Origin of the sequence: Microbacterium mangrovi (genome assembly GCF_000802305.1) — a bacterium.
Taxonomy (GTDB): domain Bacteria; phylum Actinomycetota; class Actinomycetes; order Actinomycetales; family Microbacteriaceae; genus Microbacterium; species Microbacterium mangrovi.
Map to the genome: position 1 here is coordinate 140,113 of NZ_JTDK01000002.1, position 24,605 is coordinate 164,717.

Consider the following 24,605-nt stretch of genomic DNA (forward strand, 5'->3'; position numbering starts at 1 on the left):
GAGACGGTGAGCGCCGGATCCGGGAACGCGCAGGACGCGTCGAGCCGCCAGGCGGTCGCCGATGCCGCCAAGCACGAAGAGGAGCGCCTGCACCGCGAGTTCGAGGAGCGGCAGGAGGAGCTCCGTGAGCGCTTCGCGAAGCCCATCGCCCGCGCCACCGAGATCACGCAGAAGACTCTCGCACTCTTCCCGGTGCGGGTGTGGCGGCGGTTCCTCGCTCCGAACGGCTTCCTGCTGGCGGCGGGAATCAGCTACCAGGCGCTGTTCGCGTTCTTCGCCGCGATCTACGTCGTGTTCGCCGTCGTCGGGCTGTGGCTCGGGGCCGACGCGAACGCGATCGACTGGCTGATCGCGCTCATCAACCAGTACCTGCCCGGCGTCATCAGCGACCAGAACGACGCGCTCGTCAGCCCCACGACCGTCCACCAAATCGTCGAGAACAACACCGGCGCCCTCACCGTCGCGGGCATCATCGCCATCGGCACCCTGATCTGGACCGCCATCGGCTGGGTGACGTACATTCGGCGCTCCGTGCGCGAGATCCTCGGCCTGCCGATCGACAAGCGCGCCTACCTGCTGCTGAAGGCCCGCGACCTGCTGGCCGCGCTCGCCTTCGGCCTCGCGATGATCGCCGGCGGCGTGATCAACAACCTCGCCACGTGGGCGCTCAACTTCATCTGGGAGCTCCTCGGTCGAAGCACCACGGCGGACGGGTTCGCCGACATCCTCGCCGTCGTCGCCGTCGCGATCTCGTTCGCACTGAACACCGCGGCACTCGCGGCGCTGTTCCGGTTCCTCGCCGGCGTCTCGCTCAAGTGGCGCCGCATCTGGCCTGGATCGATGATCGGTGCGGCCGGCCTCACCGTGCTGCAGCTGTCGGTGGGCCTGCTCGCCAAGTACACGCCGTCGAACGTGCTGCTCGCGTCGTTCACGATCTTCATCGCACTGCTGCTGTGGTTCCGCCTGACGAGCATCGTGGTGCTCGTGGCGGCCGCCTGGATCGCGATCGCCGCGGAGGACAAGGACCTCCCGCTCCAGGCCCTCACCGAGCAGCAGCGGCTGCGCGCCGAGCATGAGGCGCTGCTGTCGGCCGCCCGCGAGCGCCTCCGCACGGCCCAGGAAGTGGAGAAGAACACCCCGTGGTTCCGGCGGATGCGCGCGACGCGCGAGGTGCGTGCCGCCGAGGACGAACTGCTGAAGGTCGAGACCGCGGCGTCCTCCGTCGGGGTCTCGACCACGGCCGGTGCCAAGGGCGAGGCATCCCCCCGCGGCTGAGGCGGTGGCTGTCGCGGGACGGATGGCGGTGGGTCGTCCGGATGGCGGGACGACACGCCGCGGGGATGCCGTCCGGCGTTCAGGTCGCCGCGATCCGTCCGGTCGTTGAGCGCCCTTCGTCTCGCTTCGCGGTTCCTGAGCGAGCGAAGCGAGACGAAACGCTCGCCCCGAACGTGTCATCCAAGATGTGCTGCAACCCGCTTGCAATACGAACGCGTGTTCGATAGTGTGGAGGTATCAGTTCGAACATTCCAACGGATCGGAGGGGGCATCATGGCCGACACGTCACACGGTGGGCTCTCCCCGGTGCTGTCTGACCTGGACATGCTGGTCGACGATCTGGGGGCGGCGCGGGCCCGCGCCGCGTCCGCGTTCGCAGTGGAGATGCACTTCTTCGCCGGGGTCGCCGCCCTGGTACGACGGCGGGAACACGAGCGCGCCCAGCAGGCCGACACCGGCGCGGTGGTGTCCGCCTCGCAGTTGGCGATGCGGGAGATCTACGCCGAGATCGCCGCAGCGCTGCGCCTGTCCGAGTACCAGGTGGCGTCCCGGGTGAACCAGGCACACGTGCTGATGACCCGGTTCACCGAGACCATGTACGAGGTCAGCGACGGCAACGTGTCCCCGCAGCATGCGACCACGATCGCGGATGTCGGCGGCGTCATCGACGACCCCGACATCCGCGCCGAGTATGAGCGGTACGCGATCGATCTGGCCGCAGAGCTCACCCCCGCCCAGTTGAAGGACGCTCTCGGGGTGCTGGTGGACCGGCTCGACCCGGACGGCACCCAGGCCCGGATCAAAGAAGCCGTGCAACGCCGCTCAGTACGCAAACGCAGCGTGGAGCCCGGGGTGGGGCAGTTGATCATCACCGGTCCCACCGCCCACATCGAAGGCACCTACAACCGGCTCACCGACATCGCCACCGAACTCCACACCCAAAACCAGAAAGACACCGCCGCCGCGGCCGAGGCGACCGAAGCTGCAGTAGCCGCGGGTGCAACCGAGGTCGATGCAGTCAACTCGGAAGCCGGCGACGACGCCGACGCCGCGACTCCCTTCGTTCCGGATGAGCGCACCCGGGCGCAGATCATGGCCGATGTCGCCCTGGACCTGATGCTCACCAACGTCCCCGACGCACACGGCACCACCACCGAACACCGCGATGCACTCGGCGCCATCCAAGCCACCGTGCACCTGACCATCCCCGCCTCCACCCTGGCCGGCACCACCACCGGGGGTGCGCAGATCCCCGGCGCCGGACTCGTGGATGACGACACCGCCCGACACCTCGCCGGCGGATCCGACGACTGGTACCGGATCTTCACCGACCCGGCCACCGGAACCCCGGTCACCGTCGACAAACGCCGACCCTGCACCGCCATGCGACGTCTCCTCCAAGCCAGGGATGAGACCTGCCGATTCCCCGGCTGCCGCCGCCCCGCCCGAAAATGCGACATCGACCACACCACCGCACACGCTGACGGCGGACCCACCGCCCTGTGCAACCTCGCCTGCCTCTGCGAACGCCACCACACCGTCAAACACCACACCGACTGGACCGTGCAGCAACTCCCCGGCGGCATCCTCCACTTCACCTCACCCACACGCCGCGGCTACCGCACCCGCCCCCCGGCCGCCGTCCGATTCACCCCCGACCGGCCACCCGACCGACCACCTGGCCGGCCCGGGCGTGATTCCGAGGCACCGATCGGTCACACGACCCTGGCGCCAGACGGCCCGGTACCCTTCTGACGCCTCCCGTCGGCCCCTGACCCGGCACACCGCCGGTCTCACTGTCGGAGGTCGCGGTTAAGCTGTCGGGCGTGCCTGCCACCCGTATCGTCTCCGTGAACGTCAACGGCATCCGCGCCGCCGTCCGCAAGGGAATGACCGAGTGGCTGGATGCCGCGAACGTCGACATCCTGTGCCTGCAAGAGGTCCGGGCCACCGCGACCGAGCTCGCGACCAGCCTGCCGGGGTGGGAGCTGGTGAACTCGGAGGCGCTGCTCAAGGGCCGTGCCGGGGTGGCCGTGGCGGCCCGCGTCGCCCCGGATGCCGTCCGCACGACGCTGCCGGGCGATGAGACGGATGCCGCGGGCCGGTGGATCGAAGCCGACTTCACCATCGGCGGGTCCACGGTCACGGTGGTGAGCGCGTACGTGCACACCGGCGAGGCGGAGACGCCCCGTCAAGACCTCAAGTGGGGCTTCCTCGACGCGATGACCGCGCGGATGCCGATCCTCCGTGCCGCCTCGCCGCTGTCGGTCATCATGGGCGATCTCAACGTGGGCCACCGCGAGCTCGACATCCGCAACTGGAAGGGCAACCGCGGCAAGGCCGGGTTCCTCCCGCGCGAGCGGGCCTACTTCGACTGCTGGCTGGGCCCGGACGGCGAGACCGTCGAGTGCGTCGACGGCACCACCGGCACCGGCATGGGCTGGGTCGACCTGGGCCGCCGCTTCGCCGGCGAGGTCGACGGTCCGTACACGTGGTGGTCGATGCGCGGGCGCGCGTTCGACAACGACACCGGGTGGCGCATCGACTACCAGCTCGCCACCCCCGAGCTGGCCGCGAAGGCACAGAGCTACAGCGTGTTCCGGGCATCCGCGTGGGACACCCGCTGGAGCGACCACGCCCCCGTCATCGTCGACTACGACCTCTGACCCCGCGCCGGGGCGGGCGACGCGGCGCCCGTAGACTGGGCGGGTGACGAAACCGCGCCTCTACTCTGGAATGCAGCCCTCCGCCGACTCGCTGCAGATCGGCAACTACATCGGGGCGCTCATGCAGTGGCGCAACCTCCAGGACGCCTACGACGCCTTCTTCTCGGTCGTCGACCTGCACGCACTCACCCAGCCGAACGACCCGGCAGAGCTGCGCGAGAAGACCCGACGCACCGCCGCGCAGTACATCGCCGCCGGCATCGAGCCGTCGCGTTCGACGCTGTACGTGCAGTCGCACGTGCGCGCCCACGCCGAGCTCGCCTGGGTGCTGTCGACCATCACCGGCTTCGGTGAGGCCGGCCGCATGACCCAGTTCAAGGACAAGTCGCAGCGCTACGGCGCCGACAACACCAACGTGGGCCTGTTCACCTACCCGGTGCTGATGGCCGCCGACATCCTGCTGTACCAGGCCGACATCGTGCCGGTCGGCGACGACCAGAAGCAGCACGTCGAACTCACCCGCGATCTGGCCGAGCGCTTCAACGCGCGCTACGGCACGGCGTTCACGGTGCCGACCCCGGTCATCCAGAAGGAGACCGCGCGCATCTACGACCTGCAGAACCCGACGGCGAAGATGTCGAAGTCGGCGGAGTCGGATGCCGGCGTGCTGTGGCTGCTCGACGACCCCGCGAAGTCCGCGAAGAAGATCATGCGCGCCGTGACCGACTCCGACGGCTCGGTGCGATTCGACCGCGAGAACAAGCCCGGCGTCTCGAACCTGCTCGTGATCTACGCAGCCCTCACCGGCACGCAGATCCCCGCGATCGAGGACGAGTACGCCGGTCGCGGCTACGGAGACTTCAAGAAGGGCCTCGCCGAGGTCGTCGTGGAGGAGTTCGGGCCGGTGCGCCAGCGCGCCCTCGACCTGCTCGCCGACCCGGCGGAACTCGACCGCGTGCTGGCCGCGAACGCCGCCCGCGCCGACGAGGTCGCCGACCGCACCCTGGCCGACGTGTACGACAAGATCGGGCTGCTGCGTCGCGTGCACCTCTGACCGGGGCAGGATGCCACGGCATCCCGACCCACGCCTGCCCATGACGAACCGCCCGCCCCTCCTGGGGGACGGGCGGTTCGTCATCTGCCCGGCTACTTGGCGGCGAGCGCCTGGTCGATCCCCGCGAGGGGCGAACCGAGACCGGTCACGGTGTCGAAGCCGGGACCGGCGGTGCACTCCTGCTCGCAGAGACCGTTCGTTCCGGCGGTGATGTCGCTCAGCGCCGAACCCAGCGAGTAGATCGCCTTGTGCATCGTGTCGCCGTCGGCGGCGTCGGACGCGAGCTTCGCCTTGCCGTTCGCCTCGCGCAGCTGGTCGGCCGCGGTGACGATGGCGGCCCACGACGGTGACGAGAGGCTCGTGCCGCCGACCTGCATCCAGTAGTGCGTGCCGTCCGCCACGGTGACGTACACGGCCACGCCGGTGGCCGGGTCGGCGTTGAAGCTGACATCCGGGGTGGCCCGGTGGTCCGAGGTCACGACGCCGTGCTGATAGGCGGGCTGCTTCTCGAAGAAGCTGAAGCCGCCGCCTCCGTTCGCCCACGCGACCTCGCTCGACGTGCTGCCGTCGGCCGCCAGCGTCATCCGGGTGCCGCCCACGGCGAGCGCGTACGGGTTGGTGCTCGAGTACCCCGAGGGCCATCCGTCATCGCCCGTCGACTGCGTGCACAGCGTGTCGCTCAGCTTGCAGTGCTGGTCGTAGAACGACTCCTCCGAGAACTCGCCCATGCCCCAGCTGTTGTTGACGGCATCCGGGTGCAGGCTCGCCGCGACGTCGACGGCCTGGTACAGCCCGGCGGCGGAGGCATCCTTCGCCTCGACGAGGACCACCTTCGCCTTCGGGACGATCGAGTGGATCGTCTCGATGTCGAGGGCGGCCTCCTCGTTCCACCCGTCGTTCTGCGCGGGCTTGGTGCCCTCCGCGTAGACGGTCCGGAAGTCGAAGCAGTCCGCGGCATCCGCCCCGGTCGAACCGCAGGTGAGCGGCAGGCCGAACTGGGTCGAGAACGCGTCGACGTCGCTCGCGGCGTTCGGGTAGTCGTACGCGATCGAGATCGCGACGGTCTGCCCGGTGCCGTCCCCGGTGAGTCCCAGGCGCTTCTGGATCTGCTGCGGGGTGTAGCCGCGCGGGCCGGCCGGAGGGCCGAAGCCCGCCCGAGTGGCGACGCTCTTCGACTGGATCACGTGCGGGGCACTGGCGACGCCGATCGGCATGAAGTTCTGCTTCAGTGCGGTCGGAGTCATGGCCTTCGCGACGGCGGACGCCGCCGGCGCCGGCGCTGCGGCATCCGCCCCCGTCGCGGGCTTCGCACCCGTTGCCTGCAGCACCGTGATGCCGTGCGGGAACGGGTCGGTGGCGCGCGAGTCGACGTCGAAGCCGCCGCTGGTCAGCTCGTTCTGGTTGTACGCGGCGTAGTCCTTCTGGACGGCGACGAGGGTCGTCGTCTTGCCCGGGTAGAGCGGAGCCGGGGTGATGTGGCCCGCGTCATACGCGAATGCGGACCCTGCGGAGTACGCGTAGGCGTCGTCGGCCGGGCTCGTCAATGGGAGCGCGTACGAGAGCACACCGCTGTCGGTGCCGAAGAACATCTCGGTGCCGTCCTGGGCGAAGCCGAACACGCCCTGCGAATTGGTCGCCATCGTCTGCTGGTCCTGCTGAGTCGCCGACGCCCCCTGGATCTTGCTGATCTCGAACCAGTGCAGCCAGAAGAGACCCTGATCCGGAGACGACGCGTAGCCGGAGAAGGTCTGCGCGCCGTCGGAGTCCATGGTCTTCAGGACGTCACCCGTCGAGCCCCGGACGATCATCACGGTGTGGGACGATCCCGGCTTGTCACCGCCGAAGCCGAACGCCACGCCGTCGCCGCCGGCGCCGGGGATGTCGCTCGACGCGTACACGCCGGACTGCTGCTCGATCCAGGCTGCCTGGTCGGCGGACGTCTGCGTCGTGATGTCCACGCTCCACAGGTGCTTTCCGGTCGCAGCGTCCAGGCCCACCGCCGTGGGCACCGGGCTGGATGCGCCGGTCCTGAGGGCTGAGCGGACACCACCGGTCTCGAGGAACACGTGGCCGTTGGCATCCACCGCGGGGGTCGAGTAGGCCACCTGCGCCGAACCGGCACCGGCCGGGCGGTACGTCCACGCGGTGCGACCGGTCTCGTCGTACGAGCCGAACGCGGTCTTCGACGACGCGAGGATGCGCCCGTTCGACACGACGACCTTGTACTGGAAGGCACCGGTGTCCACGTCGGACACGACCTTGCCCGTCGCCGGGTCGATCACGGCGAAGCCGTTCGACGTGGCGGCGACGACCCGGGTGTGCTTCACGCCCGTGGCATCCAGGACCGGAGCGACCGTGACGTCGTGCACCGACGAGTCGACCGGGGCCTTCCACAGCACGACGGTCCTGCCGGCGGCGAGCGCCTTGCCGTCGATCGCGAACACCCCGTGGCTCATGCCGCCGCTGACGATGTCGAGCGTGCCGTCGCCGTTGACGTCGACGGCGTCGGTGGCGTACTGGTCACTGAGCAGCGGCTGCTGAGCCGTGGTCTTGCCCTGGATGTTGGTCTGGAAGGCCGTGAGGCTGTAGCCGACCGTCAGGTATCCCCCGTCGTAGGGCGTGATCGTGTCGCTCGCGACCGCACCGTTCCGCTGCCACTTCACCCGGCCGTCGGTCGCCCCCAGCGCGAGGAACTGCGTCTGGTACGGGCCTTCCGGCCGGGTCTTCGACGGTGCCACACCGTCCGCAGTGGTGACGAGCACCTGGCCCTGACCGCGCGGATCGAGTGCGACGTCGAGAACGCTCGTCTCGTCTGCACCGGTCGCGGATGCCGTCGCGTACGACCATTCCTGGCCGCCGGCGGCATCCAGCCCGAACACCCTCGACGCGCCGTCGGTGAGGTCGGCGTTGATGCCGAGTTCGGACGCGATGTAGGCGGGCCGGCCATTCCTGGCGTCGCGGTTCACCTGAAGCGACGTCGGGATGGCACTGTCGCGCGTCGCGATGACGCTGCGGGAGCCGGTCTTCGCATCGATGTCGGTGAGCTGCCAGTACACCGCCGACAACGGGTCGTTCTGCTCGGCGACGAGCACGCCCGTGCCCGCGGCATCCGGCTGGACGATGCGGGGATAGCCCGGGGTCTTCACGTCGAGGTCCGCCTTGCCGGTGGACGTGTCGACGACCAGCACGTGCCCGGCGGCGGGCCGCGGGTCGCCGAGTCCCATGGGAGTGTCCGACCAGCCGACGGTGAGCCTGCCGGCGCCCATGGAGGTGAGGTCGCTCCAGTCCGCGTCCGGGACGTGCGTGTCGTACACCCACTTCTGCCTGCCGGTGACCGCGCCGCCGGAGCCGCTGAACGTGTACGACAGGAGGGAGCTGCGACTGTTCCCCTGGTGCGTCACCGGGTCGAGGTCCCAATTGGGCCCCGTCGTCTCGGCGGCGATCAGCTGGCCGTCCTGTGCCAGCAGGGAGCCCACGGTACCCGGGACCAGGGTGTGCCACAGCATCCGGCCGGTCTTGCCGTCGAGCACGTTGATGAAGGTTCCGGTCGACAGGTCGGAGTCGGGGACGTGGAACGGGATGTCGGTCGAGCTTCCGAGGTTGTAGGCGACCGCGACATCCGGCGTGCCATCGTGGTTCACGTCGAGCTGGGCGTACGGGTGGGTCCCCGTGGAGCTCATCTGGTACGGGTTGAATCCCTCGTACAGGGCCGGGGTGAAATCGTTGCCGGTGTACGGCAGGTCGTAGGTCGCCTGCCACGCCGCGTCGAGATCGTGTGCGCCGATGCTCCAGACCGCGTCGCCGTTCTTGTCGTAGCGGGCGACGTTGCCGGCGGAGGTCATCGCGATCCAGTCGCCGGTGCCGGCGAGCGCCATCGTCTCGGTGGCCCCCTGCATGGTCTCGATGCTGCCCTTGGACACGAAGCCCTTGACGTTCTCGTCATTGGCCGACGGGGAGGATTTCGGAGCGGCGCCGACGCCCTGGAGCGAGACCGAGGGCGCCGAGTCGCCCTGAGCATCGGCGACCTGGCCCGGCGTTCCGTCGATGCGGGGCGTGACCGTCTTGCTGGCCTTGTTCAGCTGCGTGGCCGAGAATTTCGGCCCGTGGGGCTTGCCGTCGGCGGGCGCGGCCTGCGCGGCGGGCGCGGCCACCAGCGCGACCACGGCGGCGGCCGAGGCCGCGAGACACGTCGCCCGGAGGCGAGTTGTGCGGGGTTTCATAGGGCTTCCTTCACCTGGGGTGTGCGGATGCCGTCTGCAACGGTTGCGCCGACGGCCTAGTCATCCTCCCAGCTGATTCATGCCTAAAACGGACAACTACCGGTCATTGGCCTGTTTCGGCCGCTATGATCGAGGGACACTTCTATGGTGAGGAGAACCAGGGTGCTCGATGGAGTGGGCCTCGGCGAGGCAGAGGAACGCGCCTACCGGCTGCTGTTGCGCGTGCCGAGTCTGACCGCGCGTGAGATCGCGACGCACATGGAGACGCCGCCCGGCATCTCACGGCGCGCGGCCGACGCGCTGGTCGAGATCGGGCTCGCGAACGCCGACGATGCGACCCCGGCCAGATACACGGCGATCGACCCGCGCATCGCGATTCCGGCCCTGGTGCGAATGCGACAGGCGGAGTTGGCGCGCACCTCCGCGGCACTGCCGAGCTACGCCGCCGAATACCAGGAGCGGATGCTGCGCACCGAGCCGCAGCGCCTCGTCGAGGTGCTCGACGGACCGGGAGCCATCACCGAACGGGTCTCGACGCTGCTGCGATCCGCCGAAGAGGAGGTGCTCGCCTTCGACGAGCCCCCGTACGTGGGCGGCACCCCGTCGGCGAACACCGACGAGTACGACCTGCTGGCCCGGGGCGTCGCGGTGCGGGCGGTGTATGCCGCCGAGGCGCTGTCGATCGACGGCAAGGCCGACGACATCCGTGACCTCGTCGAGCGCGGCGAGCAGGCGCGCGTGGTGCCGCACGTCCCCCTGAAGATGGTGCTCGTCGACCGCCGTGCCGCCGTGATCCCGCTCACAGCGCGGGCGGAGAGCGTGCGCACCACCGCCGTGGTGGTGTGGCAGTCGCGGCTGTGCGACGCGCTCATCGAACTGTTCGAAGCGACGTGGGAGCGCGCCACTCCCGTGTTCGCTCTGGCCTCGGCGGTGCCCGACATGGAGGCCGTCGACCGCGAGCTGCTGTCGCTGCTGAACGCAGGCCTCAAGGACGAGACGATCGCCCGGCAGCTCGGACTGTCCGAGCGCACCGTCCGTCGCCGGGTCGCAGACCTGCTCTCCCGGCTCGGCGCGACCAGCCGGTTCCAGGCCGGCGCCAAGGCCGCCGCCCGCGGCTGGATCTAGGGACCGGTCCGCGGCGCCCGAGCGGGCCGAACGCAGGACCAATCCGCGGCGGACTCCGCCTCTCCTGCGTGAGCGGGCGGGAGAGAAGCCGGTTCCGGGGCGTTCGTCCTGCATTCGGTACCTCAGACCAGCCGCCGCGGGGCGTCGCGAGCTGTGCGAAGTCCCCGAATCGCCCGCACCACCACCTCGGGATCGTTGAGGATGGTCGTGGCCGCCAGCCGCAAGGTGTGGAACCCGAGCGCTGCCAGGGCGGCATCCCGCCGCCGGTCGTTCGCGTGCGCTGCCCAGTCGCCGTGGAATGCGCGGCTGTCGCACTCGATCACCAGCCAGTCGTCGATGACGAGGTCGACGAACCCCACTCCGGGAAAGGCGACCTGGAGGTCGACCCGACAACCGAGGCTGCGGGCGATGAGCCGAACGAGACTCTCGGTGCCTGACTGCGCCCGTCCATCCACCCAGCCTCGCAAGGCCTGGAAGCGGCGCGGAAGCAGCGCGAAGACCTCAGTGAGCTGTTCGTCCATGAGGTGGCCGCCGTTCAGCGCGCTGTCGAGCGTTGCGATCGCGCGGCGGGGTGACTGGCAGCGGACGCTGTGTGCGAGCGCATCCACGATCGGGACGCAGGTGTCTCCGTGAACGTCCGAACTCGGCTCGGCCCAGTGCACCACCGTGTCCCGATCGCGGCGGGCTGCGAGGGGGCGGCGGGCGTCGCTCGGCGCACGCAGCCGGCTTCCGGTCGACGGCACCTGCACATGGAGTGCGGCATTGGTGTGGACGAAGATCTCCCGCTGCTGCAGGAGGGACAGGCACGTCAATCGCCCGCCCACCCGCGTCGCCTGGATGATGTCCTCCGGGGTGCCGGGCAGGACGAAGTGCCCCCGGCGTGCGCGAATGAGTGTTCCGGCGGCAACCGCGTCCGCGATCTTCCGCCGGGTCATCCCCTGCCGATGAAGGTCGGCGGTGGTGTAGACGGGGAAGGCGGACATCGCCACTCAATCTGCGCCCTCCGGCATCCGCCGCGCCACCCGGAAAGCGAGCCTGTGGATAACTCGAGCCCGCCGCTGGTACCGAATGCAGGATGAACGACCCATGGCCGCCCTGCGCGCCGCGGCTTTCCGCGGCCGGCTTCGGGTGCGAAGACAAGTGATCCTGCGTTCGGTACGTTGCGGCCGGGTCGGCCCGCGTTGCCCGACGCCGTGGCAGGATGGGCGCATGCCCGAGATGCCGGAGGTGCAGGGGCTCGTCGACTTCCTGGGCGAGCGGCTGCCGGGGCTGCAGTTCTCCCGCGTCTCGGTCGCGAACATCGCCGCGCTGAAGACGTACGATCCGCCGATCGACGGGCTCGTCGGCGCGACCGTGACCGGCGCCTCGCGCCACGGCAAGTTCGTGGACCTCGCGACGGATGCCGGCATCCACCTGATCTTCCACCTCGCCAAGGCCGGCTGGCTGCGCTGGTACGACCAGCTGCCCACCACCATCATCAAGCCCGGCCGCACGCCGATCGCGCTGCGGGTGGCTCTGTCCGACGGCGCCGGATTCGACCTCACCGAGGCCGGCACCAAGAAGTCCCTGGCCGTGTACGCAGCGCGCGACCCCGCGGACGTGCCCGGCATCGCCCGGCTCGGCCCGGACCCGCTCGATCCGGCCTTCACCCGCGAGACCCTCGCCGATCTGCTCGCCGGCCGCCGCACCCAGATCAAGGGCGTGCTGCGCGACCAGTCGATCATCGCCGGAGTCGGGAACGCCTACTCGGACGAGATCCTGCACGCCGCGAAGATGTCCCCCTACGCGCTGGCCGCGACGCTGAGCGACGAGGATGTCACCACCCTCTACGACGCGATGCAGACCACGCTCAGCGAGGCGGTCGCCGCCGCGTCCGGCAAGCCGCCCGCCGAGCTGAAGGATGCCAAGCGCCGCGGAATGCAGGTGCACGGCCGCCGCGGCGAGACCTGCCCGGTGTGCGGCGACACGGTGCGCTCGGTGTTCTTCGCCGACAACTCCTTGGAGTATTGCCCGACCTGCCAGACCGGAGGGAAGATCCTCGCCGACCGGCGGCTGTCGCGGCTGCTGAAGTGACATCCCGCGTCTCCTGGGGACACGGGAATGATTCGCCCACAGGCGCGTTGAGTACACTCGAGAGCATCAACGTGCTCCGGGGTCGGTGAGAATCCGAACCGGCGGTGACAGTCCGCGAACCCGCATCCGTGCGGGCCGACCCGGTGGAACTCCGGGACCGACGGTGATGCGACGCGAGTCGCGAGTCCGGATGGAAGGCAGCACGCGCGAAACGAATCCGGGCGCCCCTGGCGGGCATCCGGGCCGATGATCGCGGCTTTCCCACGCCCCGGAGCCCCAACGAGGAGTCCGGATGACGGTGAGCGAGACCGAGCGTGCAGCATTGCGGCGCGCGCTGGATGCCGCCCGGCGCGGCCCGCGCGGCGTCAACCCGCAGGTCGGCGCGGTCATCCTCTCCCCCGCCGGAGACGTCATCGCCGAAGGCTGGCACCGCGGCGCCGGCACCCCGCACGCCGAGGTCGACGCGCTCTCGCAGCTGCAGCCGGGCCAGGCGCGCGGTGCGACCGCGGTCGTCACCCTCGAGCCGTGCAACCACACCGGCCGCACCGGCCCCTGCTCCCAGGCGCTCATCGACGCCGGCGTCGCCCGGGTCGTGTACGCGCTCTCCGACCCGAATCCCCGGGCCGCGGGCGGAGCCGAACGGCTGCGCACCGCCGGCGTCGACGTCGACGGCCCCGCCGAGATCGGCGGTGCCGAGCAGGATGCCGCGGCATCCCTGCTCCGCGACTGGGTCGCCGTGCAGCGACTCCACCGGCCGTACGTCACCGTGAAGTGGGCGCAGTCGCTCGACGGGCGCGCTGCCGCGGCCGACGGCACCAGCAAGTGGATCACCGGAGCCGAGGCGCGGGCCGACGTCGGACGCCGCCGCGCGCAGGCCGACGCGATCCTCGTGGGCACCGGCACCGTGCTCGCCGACGACCCGGCCCTGACCGCCCGGGATGCCGACGGCGAACTGCTCCCGGACCAGCCGGTCCCCGTGGTCGTCGGCACCCGCGACGTGCCCGCCGACGCGCAGGTGCGGCGGCATCCGCATCCGCTGCTGCAACTCGGCGGCGGCCTGCCCGCCGTGCTCGAGGATCTGCGCGAGCGCGGCATCCAGCGCGTGTTCGTCGAGGGCGGGCCGACGCTGGCGACCGCGTTCCTGCGCGAAGGCCTCGCCGACGAAGTGCTCGTGTACATCGCGCCGAAGCTCATCGGGCGCGGCGCCGACGGGCACGACTACAACGTCGTCGGCGACATCGGCGTCCGGACGATGAGCGACGTGCGGCCGCTGCGGACGACGTCGGTCGAGCGGCTCGGCGACGACCTGCTGATCGTCGCGGAGGCACAGGCAGCGACCGAGAAGACAGAGGAGAACCACTGATGTTCACGGGAATCGTCGAAGAGGTCGGCGAGATCACGGCCACCGAGCCCTCGGGCGATGGCATCCGGCTGACGGTGCATGCGCCGAAGGCCGTGTCGGATGCCGGTCACGGCGACTCGATCGCCGTCTCGGGCGTGTGCCTGACGGTCGTCGACCAGGGGGACGACTGGTTCACCGCCGACGTCATGAAGCAGAGCCTCGACATGACCACCCTCGAAGGCATCGCCCCCGGACGCAGGGTCAACCTGGAACGGGCCATGGCGGCGCACGGGCGCCTGGGCGGCCACATCGTGCAGGGGCACGTCGACGGCACCGGCGAGGTGCTCGAGGTCCGCCCCGGAGCCGAGTGGCAGGTGCTGCGCATCGCGATGCCGGCCGACCTCGCCCCGCTCGTCGTCGACAAGGGGTCCATCACGCTCGACGGCACCTCGCTGACGGTGAGCGCGACATCCCCCGCCCCTTCGGCAGGCTCAGGGACCGACTTTCAGCACTGGTTCGAGGTGTCCCTCATCCCCGAGACCCTCGCCGCAACGACCCTCGGCGCCCTCCGCGTGGGCGACCGCGTCAATCTCGAAACCGACATCCTCGCCCGGCACGTCGAGCGTCTGCTCGCCTTCCGGGCGCTTCCGACAGAAGGGGGCTCCCGATGAGCCTGTCCACGATCCCCGAGGCGCTGGATGCCCTGCGCGCGGGCAAGCCGGTCATCGTCGCCGACGATGAGAACCGCGAGAACGAGGGCGACGTCATCCTGTCCGCCGAGCTCGCCACCCCCGAGTGGCTCGCCTGGACCATCCGCCGCTCCAGCGGGTTCCTGTGCGCGCCGATGCCGGCCGACTGGGCGGACCGCCTCGACCTGCCGCCGATGGTGGCCAACAACCAGGACTCCAAGCACACCGCGTACACGGTCAGCGTGGATGCCTCCTCCGGCGTCACCACCGGCATCAGCGCCGGCGACCGCGCCCGCACCCTCAACGTGCTCGCCGATCCCGACGCGACGCCGGCATCCGTCATCCGGCCGGGGCACGTGCTGCCGCTGCGCGCCGTCGACGGCGGCGTCCGCGAACGCGCCGGCCACACCGAAGCGGCCGTGGAGCTCATGAAGCTCGCCGGCCTGTCGCCGGTGGGCGCCATCGGCGAGGTCGTCGCCGACGACGGCAGCATGATGCGGATGCCCGGCCTCATCGAGCTCGGCGAGCAGGAGAACCTGCCCGTCATCACCATCGAGCAGCTCATCGCGTACCTCGACGAGGTCGATCCGATCGCGGAGGACGCCCACCACAACCGCCGCACGGTGAGCCTGCGCGCCGAGGCGACGGTTCCCACCGACCACGGCGAGTTCAAGTTCCTCGCCTACAAGGACCGCGCGACCGGCACCGACCACATCGCGGTCGTCAAGGGCGAGCTCGGCCCCGAGGCCCTCGTGCGCGTGCACTCGGAGTGCCTCACCGGCGAAGCGTTCGGCTCGCTCAAGTGCGAGTGCGGACCCCAGCTGGATGCCGCGCTCGACGAGATCGAGAAGGAGGGCGGCATCGTCATCTACATGCGCGGACACGAAGGCCGCGGCATCGGGCTCATCAACAAGCTGCGCGCGTACAGCCTACAGGAGCAGGGCCTGGACACGGTCGACGCCAACCTGGCGCTCGGGCTTCCGGCGGACGCCCGCGACTACGCGGCCGCGGCCGGCATCCTGACCGACCTCGGCGTGAGCCGCGTCCGCCTGCTCACCAACAACACCGACAAGGTGAAGCAGCTGCGCACGTTCGGCGTAGACGTCGTCGAGCAGGTGCCGCTGATCGTCGGCGTCGGTCCGATCAACCAGGGCTACCTGGCGACCAAGCGCGACCGGATGGGACACGTGATCGCCGACGGCGCGCTGCGCCTCGGCACGGAAGGAGACGCCAAGTGAGCGGAAAGGGTGCGCCGACCCCGGCGACCGACATCGACGGCCGCGGCCTGCGGGTGGTGGTGGTCGCGGCGTCCTGGCACGAGGTGATCATGGACGGGCTCGTCGCCGGATCCGCCCGGGTGCTGGATGCCGCCGGCGCCGACTGGTCGCTGGTGCGCGTGCCCGGATCGTTCGAGCTGGCCGTCGCCGCGCAGGCCGCGTTCGCGGGCGGCGCGGATGCCGTCGTCGCCCTCGGCGTGATCATCCGCGGCGGCACCCCGCACTTCGAGTACGTGTCGGCGGCGGCGACCGACGGCCTCACGCGCGTTTCGCTGGATGCCGGCAAGCCCGTCGGCTTCGGCCTGCTGACCCTCGACAACGAGCAGCAGGGCCTGAACCGCGCGGGTCTTCCCGACTCCGACGAAGACAAGGGCGCGGAGGCGGCGGATGCCGCTCTGCGCACCGCGCTCGTCGTCGCACAGCTGCGCGGCTAGTCACGAGCGAGCTGCCGCCGGGAGCGTCAGCAGGAACGTCGTGCCGTGGTCGGATGCCCCGGTGGAGGTGCTCTCCACGGTCACCTGTCCGCCGAACCGGGCGACGATGTCGCGCACCAGGGCGAGGCCCAGACCGAATCCGGCGGGTGCGTCGGATCCGGTCTCGCCGCGGGCGAAGCGCTCGAAGAGGCGGTCCGGGTCTCCGGGGATGCCGCTCCCCCGGTCGTGCACCCGCACCTCGACGTGCGCGCCGACGGTACGGCCGGTGACGACGACCGCCGCGCCGGGCGCACTGTGCCGCACCGCGTTGTCGAGCAGGGCGATGAGCGCGCGCGTCAGCGCGGTGGCATCCACCCCGGCCAGCGTCCCGTCGGCGACGTCGATCGTGACCGGCACCCGGGCGGCATCCGCCCGCGGCTGGATGACCGCCACGGCATCCCGCGCGACGGCGGCGACGGATGCCTGAGCCTTCTCGTCGCCCGGCTGCGGACCGGCGGCCTCGGCCGCGACCAGGAGGTCGGTGAGCACCGCGTTCATCACCTCGGCGTCCCGGCGCAGATCGGCCAGGGCGCCGGAGACGTCGCCGCCCCGCGCGGCACGGTGCTGGGCGAGCTGGATGCGGCTGACGAGCGCGGTCAGGGGCGTGCGCAGCTCGTGGCTGGCGTCGGCGACGAACGCGCGCTGTGCCTGCAGCGCCTCGGTGAGTGGCCGGGTGGCCCGGCGCGACATCCACCAGGCGAGCACCCCGAGCGCGACGACCCCGAGCGCGCCCAGGGTCACGGCGAGGACGATCGTGGTGCCGAGGTCGATGACCCGGGCATCGGGCGGGCCGCCGGGGCCGGAGGGTCCGGCGAAGCCGTCGTGGTCGTGATCCGGATCCGGACGCGACCCCGCGACGCTGACGGCGACGATGATCGCGACGATGAGGCCGACGACCGCGGCGGAGGCCAGCCCCACCCACAGCCCGACCCGCACCGCCGAGCGCTGCACCCGGCGGCGGTCGCCGGCTGTCAGGCTCCCCGGATCGCGTGCGGTCATCGCGGCCGCCCGCAGCGATACCCGCGCGCCCGGACCGTCTCGATGATCTCCGGGGTGGTCTTGCGCCGGATGTAGTGCACGTAGGTCTCGACCGTCGTGACGGTGCTCCCCGGAAAGACGGCGCGGAGGATCTCGTCGCGCGTGAACACGTGGTCGGGGCTGGAGCTGAGAAGCTCGAGCAACTCGGTCTCGGCACCGGTGAGCGCCACCCGATCGCCGTACGGCGAGAACACCGCCTGCGTCTCGGGGGCGAAGACCCAGTCGCCGAGCTCACGGCGGGACGACACCCCGCGCGACCCGCGCCGCAGCGCCCGCAGCCGGGCCTGCAGCTCGGCGAAGTCGAACGGCTTCACGAGGTAGTCGTCGGCTCCCCCGTCGAGCCCCTGCACGCGGTCGTCGACCGAGCCGAGTGCGGTGAGCATCAGCACCGGGGTCTCGATGGATGCCGTCCGCACCGCCCGCACGAGATCGATGCCCGACATCCCGGGCAGGCGCCGGTCGATCACCAAGACGTCGAACCGGTGCCCGAGCGCCAGCTCCAGACCCTGTTCGCCGGTCGAGGCGTGCGTGACGTCGTAGTCCTCCCCGAGCACCTCGACCGCGATCGCGGCGATCGTCGCGTCGTCCTCGACGTAGAGGAGTCGCGGCAGAGAGTCGGAGAGCCCGGGCATACGCACAGTATGCCCGGGCTCGTCATCCGGATCCTCTGGGGAGATCAGAGGAAGTAGAGCGGTTCGATGAATTTCCCCGGAGTAGTGATGTCGACGGGCGGCTGCGCCATCGACATCGCGATCCGCTCCTTGACGAGAGCCACAAGCCCCTCGAGTGTCGGCGGGAGCGAAACGTCCGGGTCGAGTTCGGCGAGTTGCTCGATGACGATGAGCGGCGTTACACCGTCCGGAGCAACGTCGACGGCAAGAGTGTGCAGGATGACCTCGGGCGGAATGACGACCTCGAGCTCCGTCGGATGGGCTGAGAACGCGCTGATGTCCCGTCCGGTTCGGCTGAGTATTGCGGCGATGACAGGCGTGGAGAAGTTCTCCGTTCCGATCCGCGGATCGAGGCTTGTCGCCATGACGCCGTTGGTCCAACGTGAACGGTTCAGCTCGGGGAGTCCGGGAAGTCCGTGGAACACCATGCCGGTGAACGGCGGAAGCTTCTGGAGAGCACGGAGAAACCCTGCCGCGGCTTCAGCCGTGCCTCGGTTGTCATGCCTGTTCTCGGGCTCGCCAAGTCTCGAACAGATGCACGACTTCGTCGATCCCGATTGCGTATGCCGATGCGGCACGCTGAGCATGGGACTCGCAGACGAAAGATGCACCTGGTCCATGGTTCGGGGCAACCTGAATGAACCATCGTCCGCTCCGCTCCGACCAGGCGTATCCGCTCGACGCCGAGAGGTCTGTCGCCCTTCCCCGCACGGCTTCGGCCCACGGCTCGCCCCATAGTCTGTAGCCCACCGCCTCGACCACGATCGGAAGGTGCGTAACCGTCATGTTGGCTTGCCAGGCATCTTCCACCGGCAGATCCGCAGTCACGCGCCACAGATGGATCCGAACGACCATACCTCCGGCGAACTGGAGAATCGGATCGCCGGAAGCCGTATCGAAACCGAGGAATACACCGTCGGGAAGTGCGGATACGAAGGAATTCACACCTGTGAGCCAGCTGCTCTTCGCGTCACCAAGACTCGCTTCCCCGAGGAACTTGGCGAAACTCACGTTCCCCATCCGGCGAGTAAGCGATTGTACGGCCGCGTCGAAGAAGTCATCCGCGGCACGGCCATTGAGTGGGGCTTGACCGGTCATCGCGTCACCTCGTGGAGTACGATCCGCCAGACCTGCTCGACGTCATCGTAGGTCTTGTCACCCTCCGGCCGGCCCCTCACATCACGCGAACCCTTCCGACCCTACCCGGAGACACGGCGACGCCCCGGCCGGATCACCAGCCGGGGCGTCCACGTCCCACGTTTCGCGGTGGAGGGAAGCCGCTGTCAGGGCTTCCAGATCATGAGGATCACGACGACGACCAGCAGCAGCGAGGCGATGCCGTTGCTCGCGGCGATGGCGCCGTAGCCGGCCGGCTTGGTGCCCGCGGCATCCGGACCCGCGGCCTCGATCGCGTCGGCGGCCTTGTTCATCTGGGGCACCACGACGAATGCGTTCAGCACGAAGGCGACCGCGTACGCGATGATCGACCACAGGATCCACGGGGTGGTGATCGACAGGCCGTACTTGGGGTCGGCCATCGACATGGCGCCGAAGCCGAAGATGAAGGTCAGCAGAGACAGCCACGAGAAGATCATGGTCGACTTCGCGAGCGTCTTGACCTGGGCCGCGTTGCCGCTGCGGAGTGCGCGCAGGCCCGTCATCGGGATGATCGCCATCGGCCCGACGATGAAGACGGCGGTGCCGACGTGCAGGATGGTGATCACTGTGTCCATGCGATCAGCTTACGCGATACTGAAGGTCCCGGTGGCGTCCCACGCCTCAGCGCCACTGCCAACTCAGCAGGGCCCGCAGAGCCACGATCGCCTCTTCGTCGAGGATCGCGTGCTTCGCCGCGACGGCTCGTGCTTCTCGATCGGACCAGGCGAAGAGATCCTCGGCATCGTCGCCCGGACGGATGGCGTCGAGGTCGGCGATGACGACTCGAACGCGTTCGGCCAGATCCGGATCCGAGATGTTCTCCGGATGCCGTCCCGGGATCGCCGCCCGCTCTCGCCAGACGCAGCGGACGAGGGCCGCGCTGAGATCGCTGTCCGTGGATGACCCCCTGGTATCGCGAAGAGCGGCGCGTGCCGAATCCAACTCCGCAAAAGCAGCGAACAGCGGATGCGCGGGGTCTCGGGGACCGTTGCCGTCGACGAGGGTGCGCGACAGGCTCGCCGCCGCTGCAGCACCATCGGCCGCATCGCCTCGCTCCGCCCTCACGACGGACTGGGCAATGAGGTCCTTGAGCGTCCGTTTCGCGACAGCGGATGCATTCTCGCCGTCCGTGCTTGGCTGATCGGAGAGCGCCTCGATGAGAGCGAGCGCGCGTTCGGCCGCGCGCCGATATTGTTCAAGAGGGGTCATCGGATCCTTTGCAGTGCCTCTCGTGTGCGCGTGGGTCGTCGGTCATGCACTGGCGCGGGACCGCCAATCGTCGAACAGCTCGCTCATGCCCGCAGCGCCGATCGCGAGCGCGACGGCGGCGCGCCGTGCTCGCGATTCATGGGCGAACGACGGCCAGAATCCCGGCTGAGGCCGCGATTGGGCGATCCATCGGTCCTCCTCGACGGCGTAGACGACCGGGACGGACGCTCCCTGCGACGCACGGCGAACTGTGGCAACCCACTCTTCTCCCCACATCGCGCACCCGATCGCCTCGATGATGACCGACACATAGTGGGGGTTCATGATCACTTCCCACGCGCCGTCCGCAGGCTCCACCTCATGCAGTCGCCAGACCTCGATCCGTACGTCCAAACCCCCTGCGAACTGCAGCACAGGCCCACCTGACGAGATATCGAAGCCCGTGAACGCACCAGCCGGGAAGGCGCTCAGGAATCGATCCACGGCGTCGAGCCAGATCTGACGCGCATCTTCGTCGGTCGTCGCGCCGACGTACTTGACGAAGCTCACATTCCCGCGCCGGCGCACCAGGGAGTCCGCTGCCACATGGAAGAAGTCGTCGGCGACCTCAGCCGGGATCATCAGCCACTCACTCACCGGTCACCTCCCGCAGCACCAGATGCCACCCACCCGTGGCGGTGTATTCCTTTGACACGACGTCGAACACCATCCCGCGCTGGCCGAGGATTCCGACTGAGGCCCTCGAACCCGCCTAACTCTCAGGACTGCTCTGTTCGACCTCTGCGAGGAGGCGGGCGATGTGTACGTCCGCAGGCTCGGCCGCAGATAGCGCGAATGGGGGAGATCCGTCCTTCGGCACAGCAATGGGCCCGTTCCCGGCGAGTGCTGAAAGGAAGTCCCCATCCTCGACGAACGCGCGACTCTGGTATCCCTGAACCCACCAACGGTCGAAGTCGATCGGCTCGCCCACGACGACACATGCTGGACCGCCCCTGGTCTCAGCTTCCTCAAGCATTTCCGCCACGATGCGCTTTGCTGCGTCTGCGTCGATCATCGTCACGCCCCCTTCGTCACCAGCAAGCCCATTATCTGCACGTGCTCGAGAAGCGCGAACATCCCCGACTGCGCATCAATTCTTCATCATGCAGCACTCGTCCTGAATTGACAAGAATCATGCGGTATGAGCCGTGTCATAGACCTCTAAGTACTTGTCGGGAAGACGGAGTCGACAATACGCATCGACGAGACGCAAACCGCGCCTGATGGAGTCGGCGTCGGCATTCTTCGAAATACTCTGCCCGAGAAAGGAACGGACTACCACTCCGCCTTCTACGGGAAACACGAGACTAAATGTGCCATATCGCGCATCCAGTCCGCACCGGAACCCGAAAGCCTCGTACATGGAAAACGACACTTCTCCCGAGGCACTGTCAGCTGAGTGCACTTGGCCGCGGACCCCGATCTCGTCTCGCACGAGTCGAGCGAGATCTTTAGCATTGACGAGCTCATTCATAGTTACTTCCATGCAGTTCTTGTTGCGGGATCATAAATATAGCCTTGGTCGCGCAGATACTTGAGTTCATCACCCAAAGCTCCAATATCCCCCTCAGGATCATGGGTGAAATGAAAGGTCTTTCCCTCGCGGATCGCATCATCAAGGAATGGAATATTGAAGAGGTTGAACATATCATCTCCCCCCAGCGCGTATCGCACGCTGATGCGTATCCCATTCATTCCCGAGATCGAAATACTCGCGTCCAACAGACTTGGCTTGATTGGTATAGCTCTTAGGGCTGGTAGGCCCTTCCCACTTGCCGAGTGTAACTTCAGGTGCGTCTACATTGTGCACGCTCGCGGTACGAATCTGCGCCCACTCGACCACCGTCATCTTCTCGACGCCGTTGATGCTGACCACATCGCCGGTCACCGCGATCCCGGGGATGTTGCGTAGCAGCTCAGTAGCGACCGTGTTCGCCGCTTCTGCGGCCTCTGGTGCTTCGGCACCAGTACCTCGCCCACCCATCAACGCAGCAAGATCCAGCTTCCCCTGATCACCGGCGACGGTGCGGCGCACTGCCGGTGCCGTCTTGCGCAGCGCGTTCTCGAACAGCGCCCCCGCCTTCGAGATCAGCCCGTGCAGTTTCCCCAGCAGACCGGCGAGTTTCTTGCACGCCGTGAGGAGTTCGGTGAGCTTGGTGCCGATCTTCGCCACCCACGACGCCACCCGGGTCGACACCTGCTCGATGATCCACGGGGTCGCCAACCCGAGCGAGAAGACCGCCTCTGCGGCCCAGGAGATCGCCGACCCCACCAGCTGCGACAGGACGTCCCGGACCAGGTCGTGCACCAACTGCACCACCTGCGACGCCACCCGCAGACCGGTCGCCATCGCCCCCGCCCAGGATGCCGCACCCGCCAGGTGCGCGGCGGCATCCGCCTGGAAACGGCGATACGCATCGATCGCCTCACCCGCCAGACTGTCCAGGTCCGTCACGCGGCGGGTCAACTCCGCACCCGACGCCTGCAACTGGGTCTGGATGTTCGTCCACGTGGCCGCGAACGCCTCCACCTCACCCGCGTTGCCGGTCAGGTCATCGAACCAGCCCTTGATCGGTTCCAGATGATCGATCAACCAGCCAAGGCCCGACGCGATCAGCGAGCCGAGCGGGTCCGACACCGCCGCGACCGTGTCCACCCCGACCGCGAACGCCGACAAACCACCCGCCAGCCAATCCCCCGACTCGATCGCATGAACCAGCTGCGCACCATCATCCAACAAACCCGTGCCCGACAACGGAGTCGCAGTATCCACCGCAGAGGCCACCAAAGGATTCCCCGACACCGTCACCCCCTGCGGCCGGTTGCACACGCGAACCCTTTCGACCCTACCCGCAGGCACAGCGACGCCCCGGCCGGATCACACCGGCCGGGGCGTCGGGGATGTCACTCCGTCAGGTCGAGCATCGGAGTCGGGCGCCGGAAGAACCGGGTCACGATCAACAGGATGATCAATCCGACCACGAGCCACGACCCGCCGATGAGGAAGGTCACCGGAGCGAGGCTCGTCCACAGCCACACCGTCAGCGCGAAGCCGACGAGCGGCAGCACGAGGTTGTTCAGCCAGGCCCAGCCGCTGCGCTGCTTGTCACGGATGTAGAAGTGCACGAACACGGACAGGTTCACGAACGAGAACGCGATGAGGGCGCCGAAGCTGATCATGTTCGACAGCGTCGTGAGGTCGATCCAGATCGCGATGAGCGACACCGCCGACACGATGCAGATCGCCACGACCGGCGTGCCGAACCGCTTGTTGAGGTGTCCGAAGACCGGCCGCGGCAGCACGCCGTCACGACCCATCGCGAACAGGATGCGCGCGACGGATGCCTGCGAAGTGAGCGCCGAACCCAGGGCGCCCGCGACATAGCCGGCGATGAACAGCACCGCGAGCCACTCGCCGGCGACGGCGATCACCTGGGTGCTGGCCGTGTCGGCGCTCTTGAAGTGGTTCGAGGGGAAGATCAGCTGCGCGAAGTACGACAGGATGATGAAGATCAGGCCCGCGCCGAGCGTGACGATCATGATCGCGCGCGGCACCGTGCGCTGGGAGTCCTTCGCCTCCTCCGACAGCGTCGAGACCGCATCGAACCCGAGGAACGACAGCGCGAGGATCGCCGCGCCCTGGAACAGCTTCGGGGTGTCGCCGGAATTCGCGCTGCCGTCGCCGGTGAGCGGGGCGAGAAGGTCGACATGGTGACCCGACAGCGTCGCGATCGAGAAGACGAGGAACAGGACGATGAAGACCGTCTGCACGGCGATGATCACGAAGTTCGCGCGCGCCACCTCGATGATGCCGACGATGTTGAGCACGGTGACGATCGCGATCGACACGACGATCCACACCCAGTTCGGGATCGCCGGGAAGTACGCGTTCATGTACAGCCCGAGCACCAGGTAGTTGATCATCGGCAGGAACAGGTAGTCCAGCAGCAGCGCCCAGCCCACGAGGAACCCGATGGCCCCGCCGAAGCTCTGCTGCGTGTACACGTAGGCGGAGCCGGAGTACGGCATCGCCCCCGACATCCGCGCGTACGACCGCGCGGTGAACAGCATCACCACCAGGGTGATCAGGTACGCGTCGACCAGGCGGCCGCCGGTGAGCTCGGTGACGATGCCGTACGTCGTGAACACGGTGAGCGGCACCATGTAGACGAGGCCGAACAGCACCAGGGACGGGGTGCCGAGCACGCGCTTGAACCGGCCTTCGGTCACTTGCGCGGTCAGCTGGGTGGGGTTCACGAGATGTTCGCCATCGGACATCGTGGGCCTCCTTCGGGG

23 protein-coding genes and 1 riboswitch are annotated in these 24,605 nt (G+C 68.9%); of the genes, 10 read left to right on the plus strand and 13 right to left on the minus strand.

Annotated features, from left to right (window positions below; genetic code table 11):
* Positions 1-6 precede the first annotated feature (6 nt).
* From LK09_RS02405 to trpS, 4 genes are all read left to right on the plus strand, one after another.
* Positions 7-1,275 (plus strand): YihY/virulence factor BrkB family protein, encoded by a 1,269-nt coding sequence (locus tag LK09_RS02405; RefSeq protein ID WP_052226320.1) that lies wholly within the window; start codon positions 7-9, stop codon positions 1,273-1,275.
* Positions 1,276-1,548: 273 nt separating this feature from the next.
* Positions 1,549-3,030: an HNH endonuclease signature motif containing protein gene (locus LK09_RS20500; protein ID WP_052226321.1), complete on the plus strand. Its 1,482-nt coding sequence runs from the start codon at positions 1,549-1,551 to the stop codon at positions 3,028-3,030.
* Positions 3,031-3,101: 71 nt separating this feature from the next.
* Positions 3,102-3,941 carry an exodeoxyribonuclease III gene (locus LK09_RS02415; RefSeq protein ID WP_082008002.1) on the plus strand — a complete coding sequence of 280 codons (840 nt, stop codon included), beginning with the start codon at positions 3,102-3,104 and terminating at the stop codon, positions 3,939-3,941.
* A gap of 43 nt (positions 3,942-3,984) precedes the next feature.
* A complete protein-coding gene (gene trpS / locus LK09_RS02420) occupies positions 3,985-4,995 on the plus strand; it encodes a tryptophan--tRNA ligase (protein WP_082008003.1) in 1,011 nt (336 codons plus the stop codon).
* A gap of 92 nt (positions 4,996-5,087) precedes the next feature.
* Here trpS and LK09_RS20505 read toward each other — a convergent pair whose 3' ends face one another.
* Complete coding sequence (locus tag LK09_RS20505; RefSeq protein ID WP_052226322.1) at positions 5,088-9,215, minus strand: hypothetical protein; 4,128 nt, start codon at positions 9,213-9,215, stop codon at positions 5,088-5,090.
* A 162-nt stretch (positions 9,216-9,377) separates the two neighbouring features.
* Between LK09_RS20505 and LK09_RS02430 the strand changes: the two genes are divergently transcribed.
* The gene (locus LK09_RS02430; protein ID WP_197060950.1) at positions 9,378-10,340 is read left to right on the plus strand and encodes a helix-turn-helix transcriptional regulator; all 963 of its coding nucleotides are present in this window, start codon (positions 9,378-9,380) and stop codon (positions 10,338-10,340) included.
* A 122-nt stretch (positions 10,341-10,462) separates the two neighbouring features.
* Here LK09_RS02430 and LK09_RS02435 read toward each other — a convergent pair whose 3' ends face one another.
* Positions 10,463-11,323, minus strand: coding sequence for a type IV toxin-antitoxin system AbiEi family antitoxin domain-containing protein (locus LK09_RS02435; protein ID WP_052226324.1), 861 nt, complete (start codon positions 11,321-11,323; stop codon positions 10,463-10,465).
* A 226-nt stretch (positions 11,324-11,549) separates the two neighbouring features.
* Here LK09_RS02435 and LK09_RS02440 point away from each other — a divergent pair, with 226 nt between their 5' ends.
* From LK09_RS02440 to ribH, 5 genes are all read left to right on the plus strand, one after another.
* Positions 11,550-12,413 (plus strand): Fpg/Nei family DNA glycosylase, encoded by an 864-nt coding sequence (locus LK09_RS02440; protein WP_039395372.1) that lies wholly within the window; start codon positions 11,550-11,552, stop codon positions 12,411-12,413.
* Between the two features lie 68 nt (positions 12,414-12,481).
* A riboswitch (FMN riboswitch) is annotated at positions 12,482-12,620 on the plus strand.
* Between the two features lie 85 nt (positions 12,621-12,705).
* On the plus strand, positions 12,706-13,776 hold the full coding sequence (gene ribD, locus LK09_RS02445; protein ID WP_039395375.1) for a bifunctional diaminohydroxyphosphoribosylaminopyrimidine deaminase/5-amino-6-(5-phosphoribosylamino)uracil reductase RibD: 1,071 nt from the start codon (positions 12,706-12,708) through the stop codon (positions 13,774-13,776).
* A complete protein-coding gene (locus LK09_RS02450; protein ID WP_039395382.1) occupies positions 13,776-14,426 on the plus strand; it encodes a riboflavin synthase in 651 nt (216 codons plus the stop codon). Before ribD ends, LK09_RS02450 begins: the two co-directional genes overlap by 1 nt.
* Positions 14,423-15,682 (plus strand): bifunctional 3,4-dihydroxy-2-butanone-4-phosphate synthase/GTP cyclohydrolase II, encoded by a 1,260-nt coding sequence (locus LK09_RS02455; protein ID WP_039395385.1) that lies wholly within the window; start codon positions 14,423-14,425, stop codon positions 15,680-15,682. The genes LK09_RS02450 and LK09_RS02455 overlap by 4 nt, the downstream gene beginning before the upstream one ends.
* Positions 15,679-16,155 carry a 6,7-dimethyl-8-ribityllumazine synthase gene (gene ribH / locus LK09_RS02460; RefSeq protein WP_039395388.1) on the plus strand — a complete coding sequence of 159 codons (477 nt, stop codon included), beginning with the start codon at positions 15,679-15,681 and terminating at the stop codon, positions 16,153-16,155. The genes LK09_RS02455 and ribH overlap by 4 nt, the downstream gene beginning before the upstream one ends.
* Here ribH and LK09_RS02465 read toward each other — a convergent pair whose 3' ends face one another.
* The 11 genes from LK09_RS02465 to LK09_RS02505 all read right to left on the minus strand — a co-directional run bounded on the left by LK09_RS02465 (position 16,156) and on the right by LK09_RS02505 (position 24,587).
* Positions 16,156-17,193: a sensor histidine kinase gene (locus tag LK09_RS02465; RefSeq protein ID WP_052226325.1), complete on the minus strand. Its 1,038-nt coding sequence runs from the start codon at positions 17,191-17,193 to the stop codon at positions 16,156-16,158.
* Positions 17,190-17,864, minus strand: coding sequence for a response regulator transcription factor (locus LK09_RS02470; RefSeq protein ID WP_039395391.1), 675 nt, complete (start codon positions 17,862-17,864; stop codon positions 17,190-17,192). The genes LK09_RS02465 and LK09_RS02470 overlap by 4 nt, the downstream gene beginning before the upstream one ends.
* A 44-nt stretch (positions 17,865-17,908) precedes the next feature.
* Positions 17,909-18,268, minus strand: coding sequence for a hypothetical protein (locus LK09_RS02475; protein WP_039395395.1), 360 nt, complete (start codon positions 18,266-18,268; stop codon positions 17,909-17,911).
* A 133-nt stretch (positions 18,269-18,401) separates the two neighbouring features.
* On the minus strand, positions 18,402-19,001 hold the full coding sequence (locus tag LK09_RS21355; RefSeq protein ID WP_156138620.1) for a hypothetical protein: 600 nt from the start codon (positions 18,999-19,001) through the stop codon (positions 18,402-18,404).
* Between the two features lie 185 nt (positions 19,002-19,186).
* Positions 19,187-19,636, minus strand: coding sequence for a DUF2269 family protein (locus LK09_RS02480; RefSeq protein WP_039395398.1), 450 nt, complete (start codon positions 19,634-19,636; stop codon positions 19,187-19,189).
* Between the two features lie 46 nt (positions 19,637-19,682).
* Positions 19,683-20,270, minus strand: a complete 588-nt coding sequence (locus tag LK09_RS02485) for a hypothetical protein (RefSeq protein WP_039395401.1) — start codon at positions 20,268-20,270, stop codon at positions 19,683-19,685.
* 42 nt (positions 20,271-20,312) lie between these two features.
* Entirely contained in the window at positions 20,313-20,906 is a 594-nt protein-coding gene (locus LK09_RS02490; protein ID WP_156138621.1) for a hypothetical protein, read from the minus strand.
* Positions 20,907-21,021: 115 nt separating this feature from the next.
* Complete coding sequence (locus LK09_RS02495; protein ID WP_231562938.1) at positions 21,022-21,324, minus strand: YrhB domain-containing protein; 303 nt, start codon at positions 21,322-21,324, stop codon at positions 21,022-21,024.
* Positions 21,325-21,785: 461 nt separating this feature from the next.
* The gene (locus tag LK09_RS21360; protein WP_197060951.1) at positions 21,786-21,956 is read right to left on the minus strand and encodes a hypothetical protein; all 171 of its coding nucleotides are present in this window, start codon (positions 21,954-21,956) and stop codon (positions 21,786-21,788) included.
* Position 21,957: 1 nt separating this feature from the next.
* Positions 21,958-23,094 (minus strand): hypothetical protein, encoded by a 1,137-nt coding sequence (locus LK09_RS20510; RefSeq protein ID WP_156138623.1) that lies wholly within the window; start codon positions 23,092-23,094, stop codon positions 21,958-21,960.
* Positions 23,095-23,213: 119 nt separating this feature from the next.
* A complete protein-coding gene (locus LK09_RS02505) occupies positions 23,214-24,587 on the minus strand; it encodes an APC family permease (protein WP_052226327.1) in 1,374 nt (457 codons plus the stop codon).
* Between the last annotated feature and the right edge of the window lie 18 nt (positions 24,588-24,605).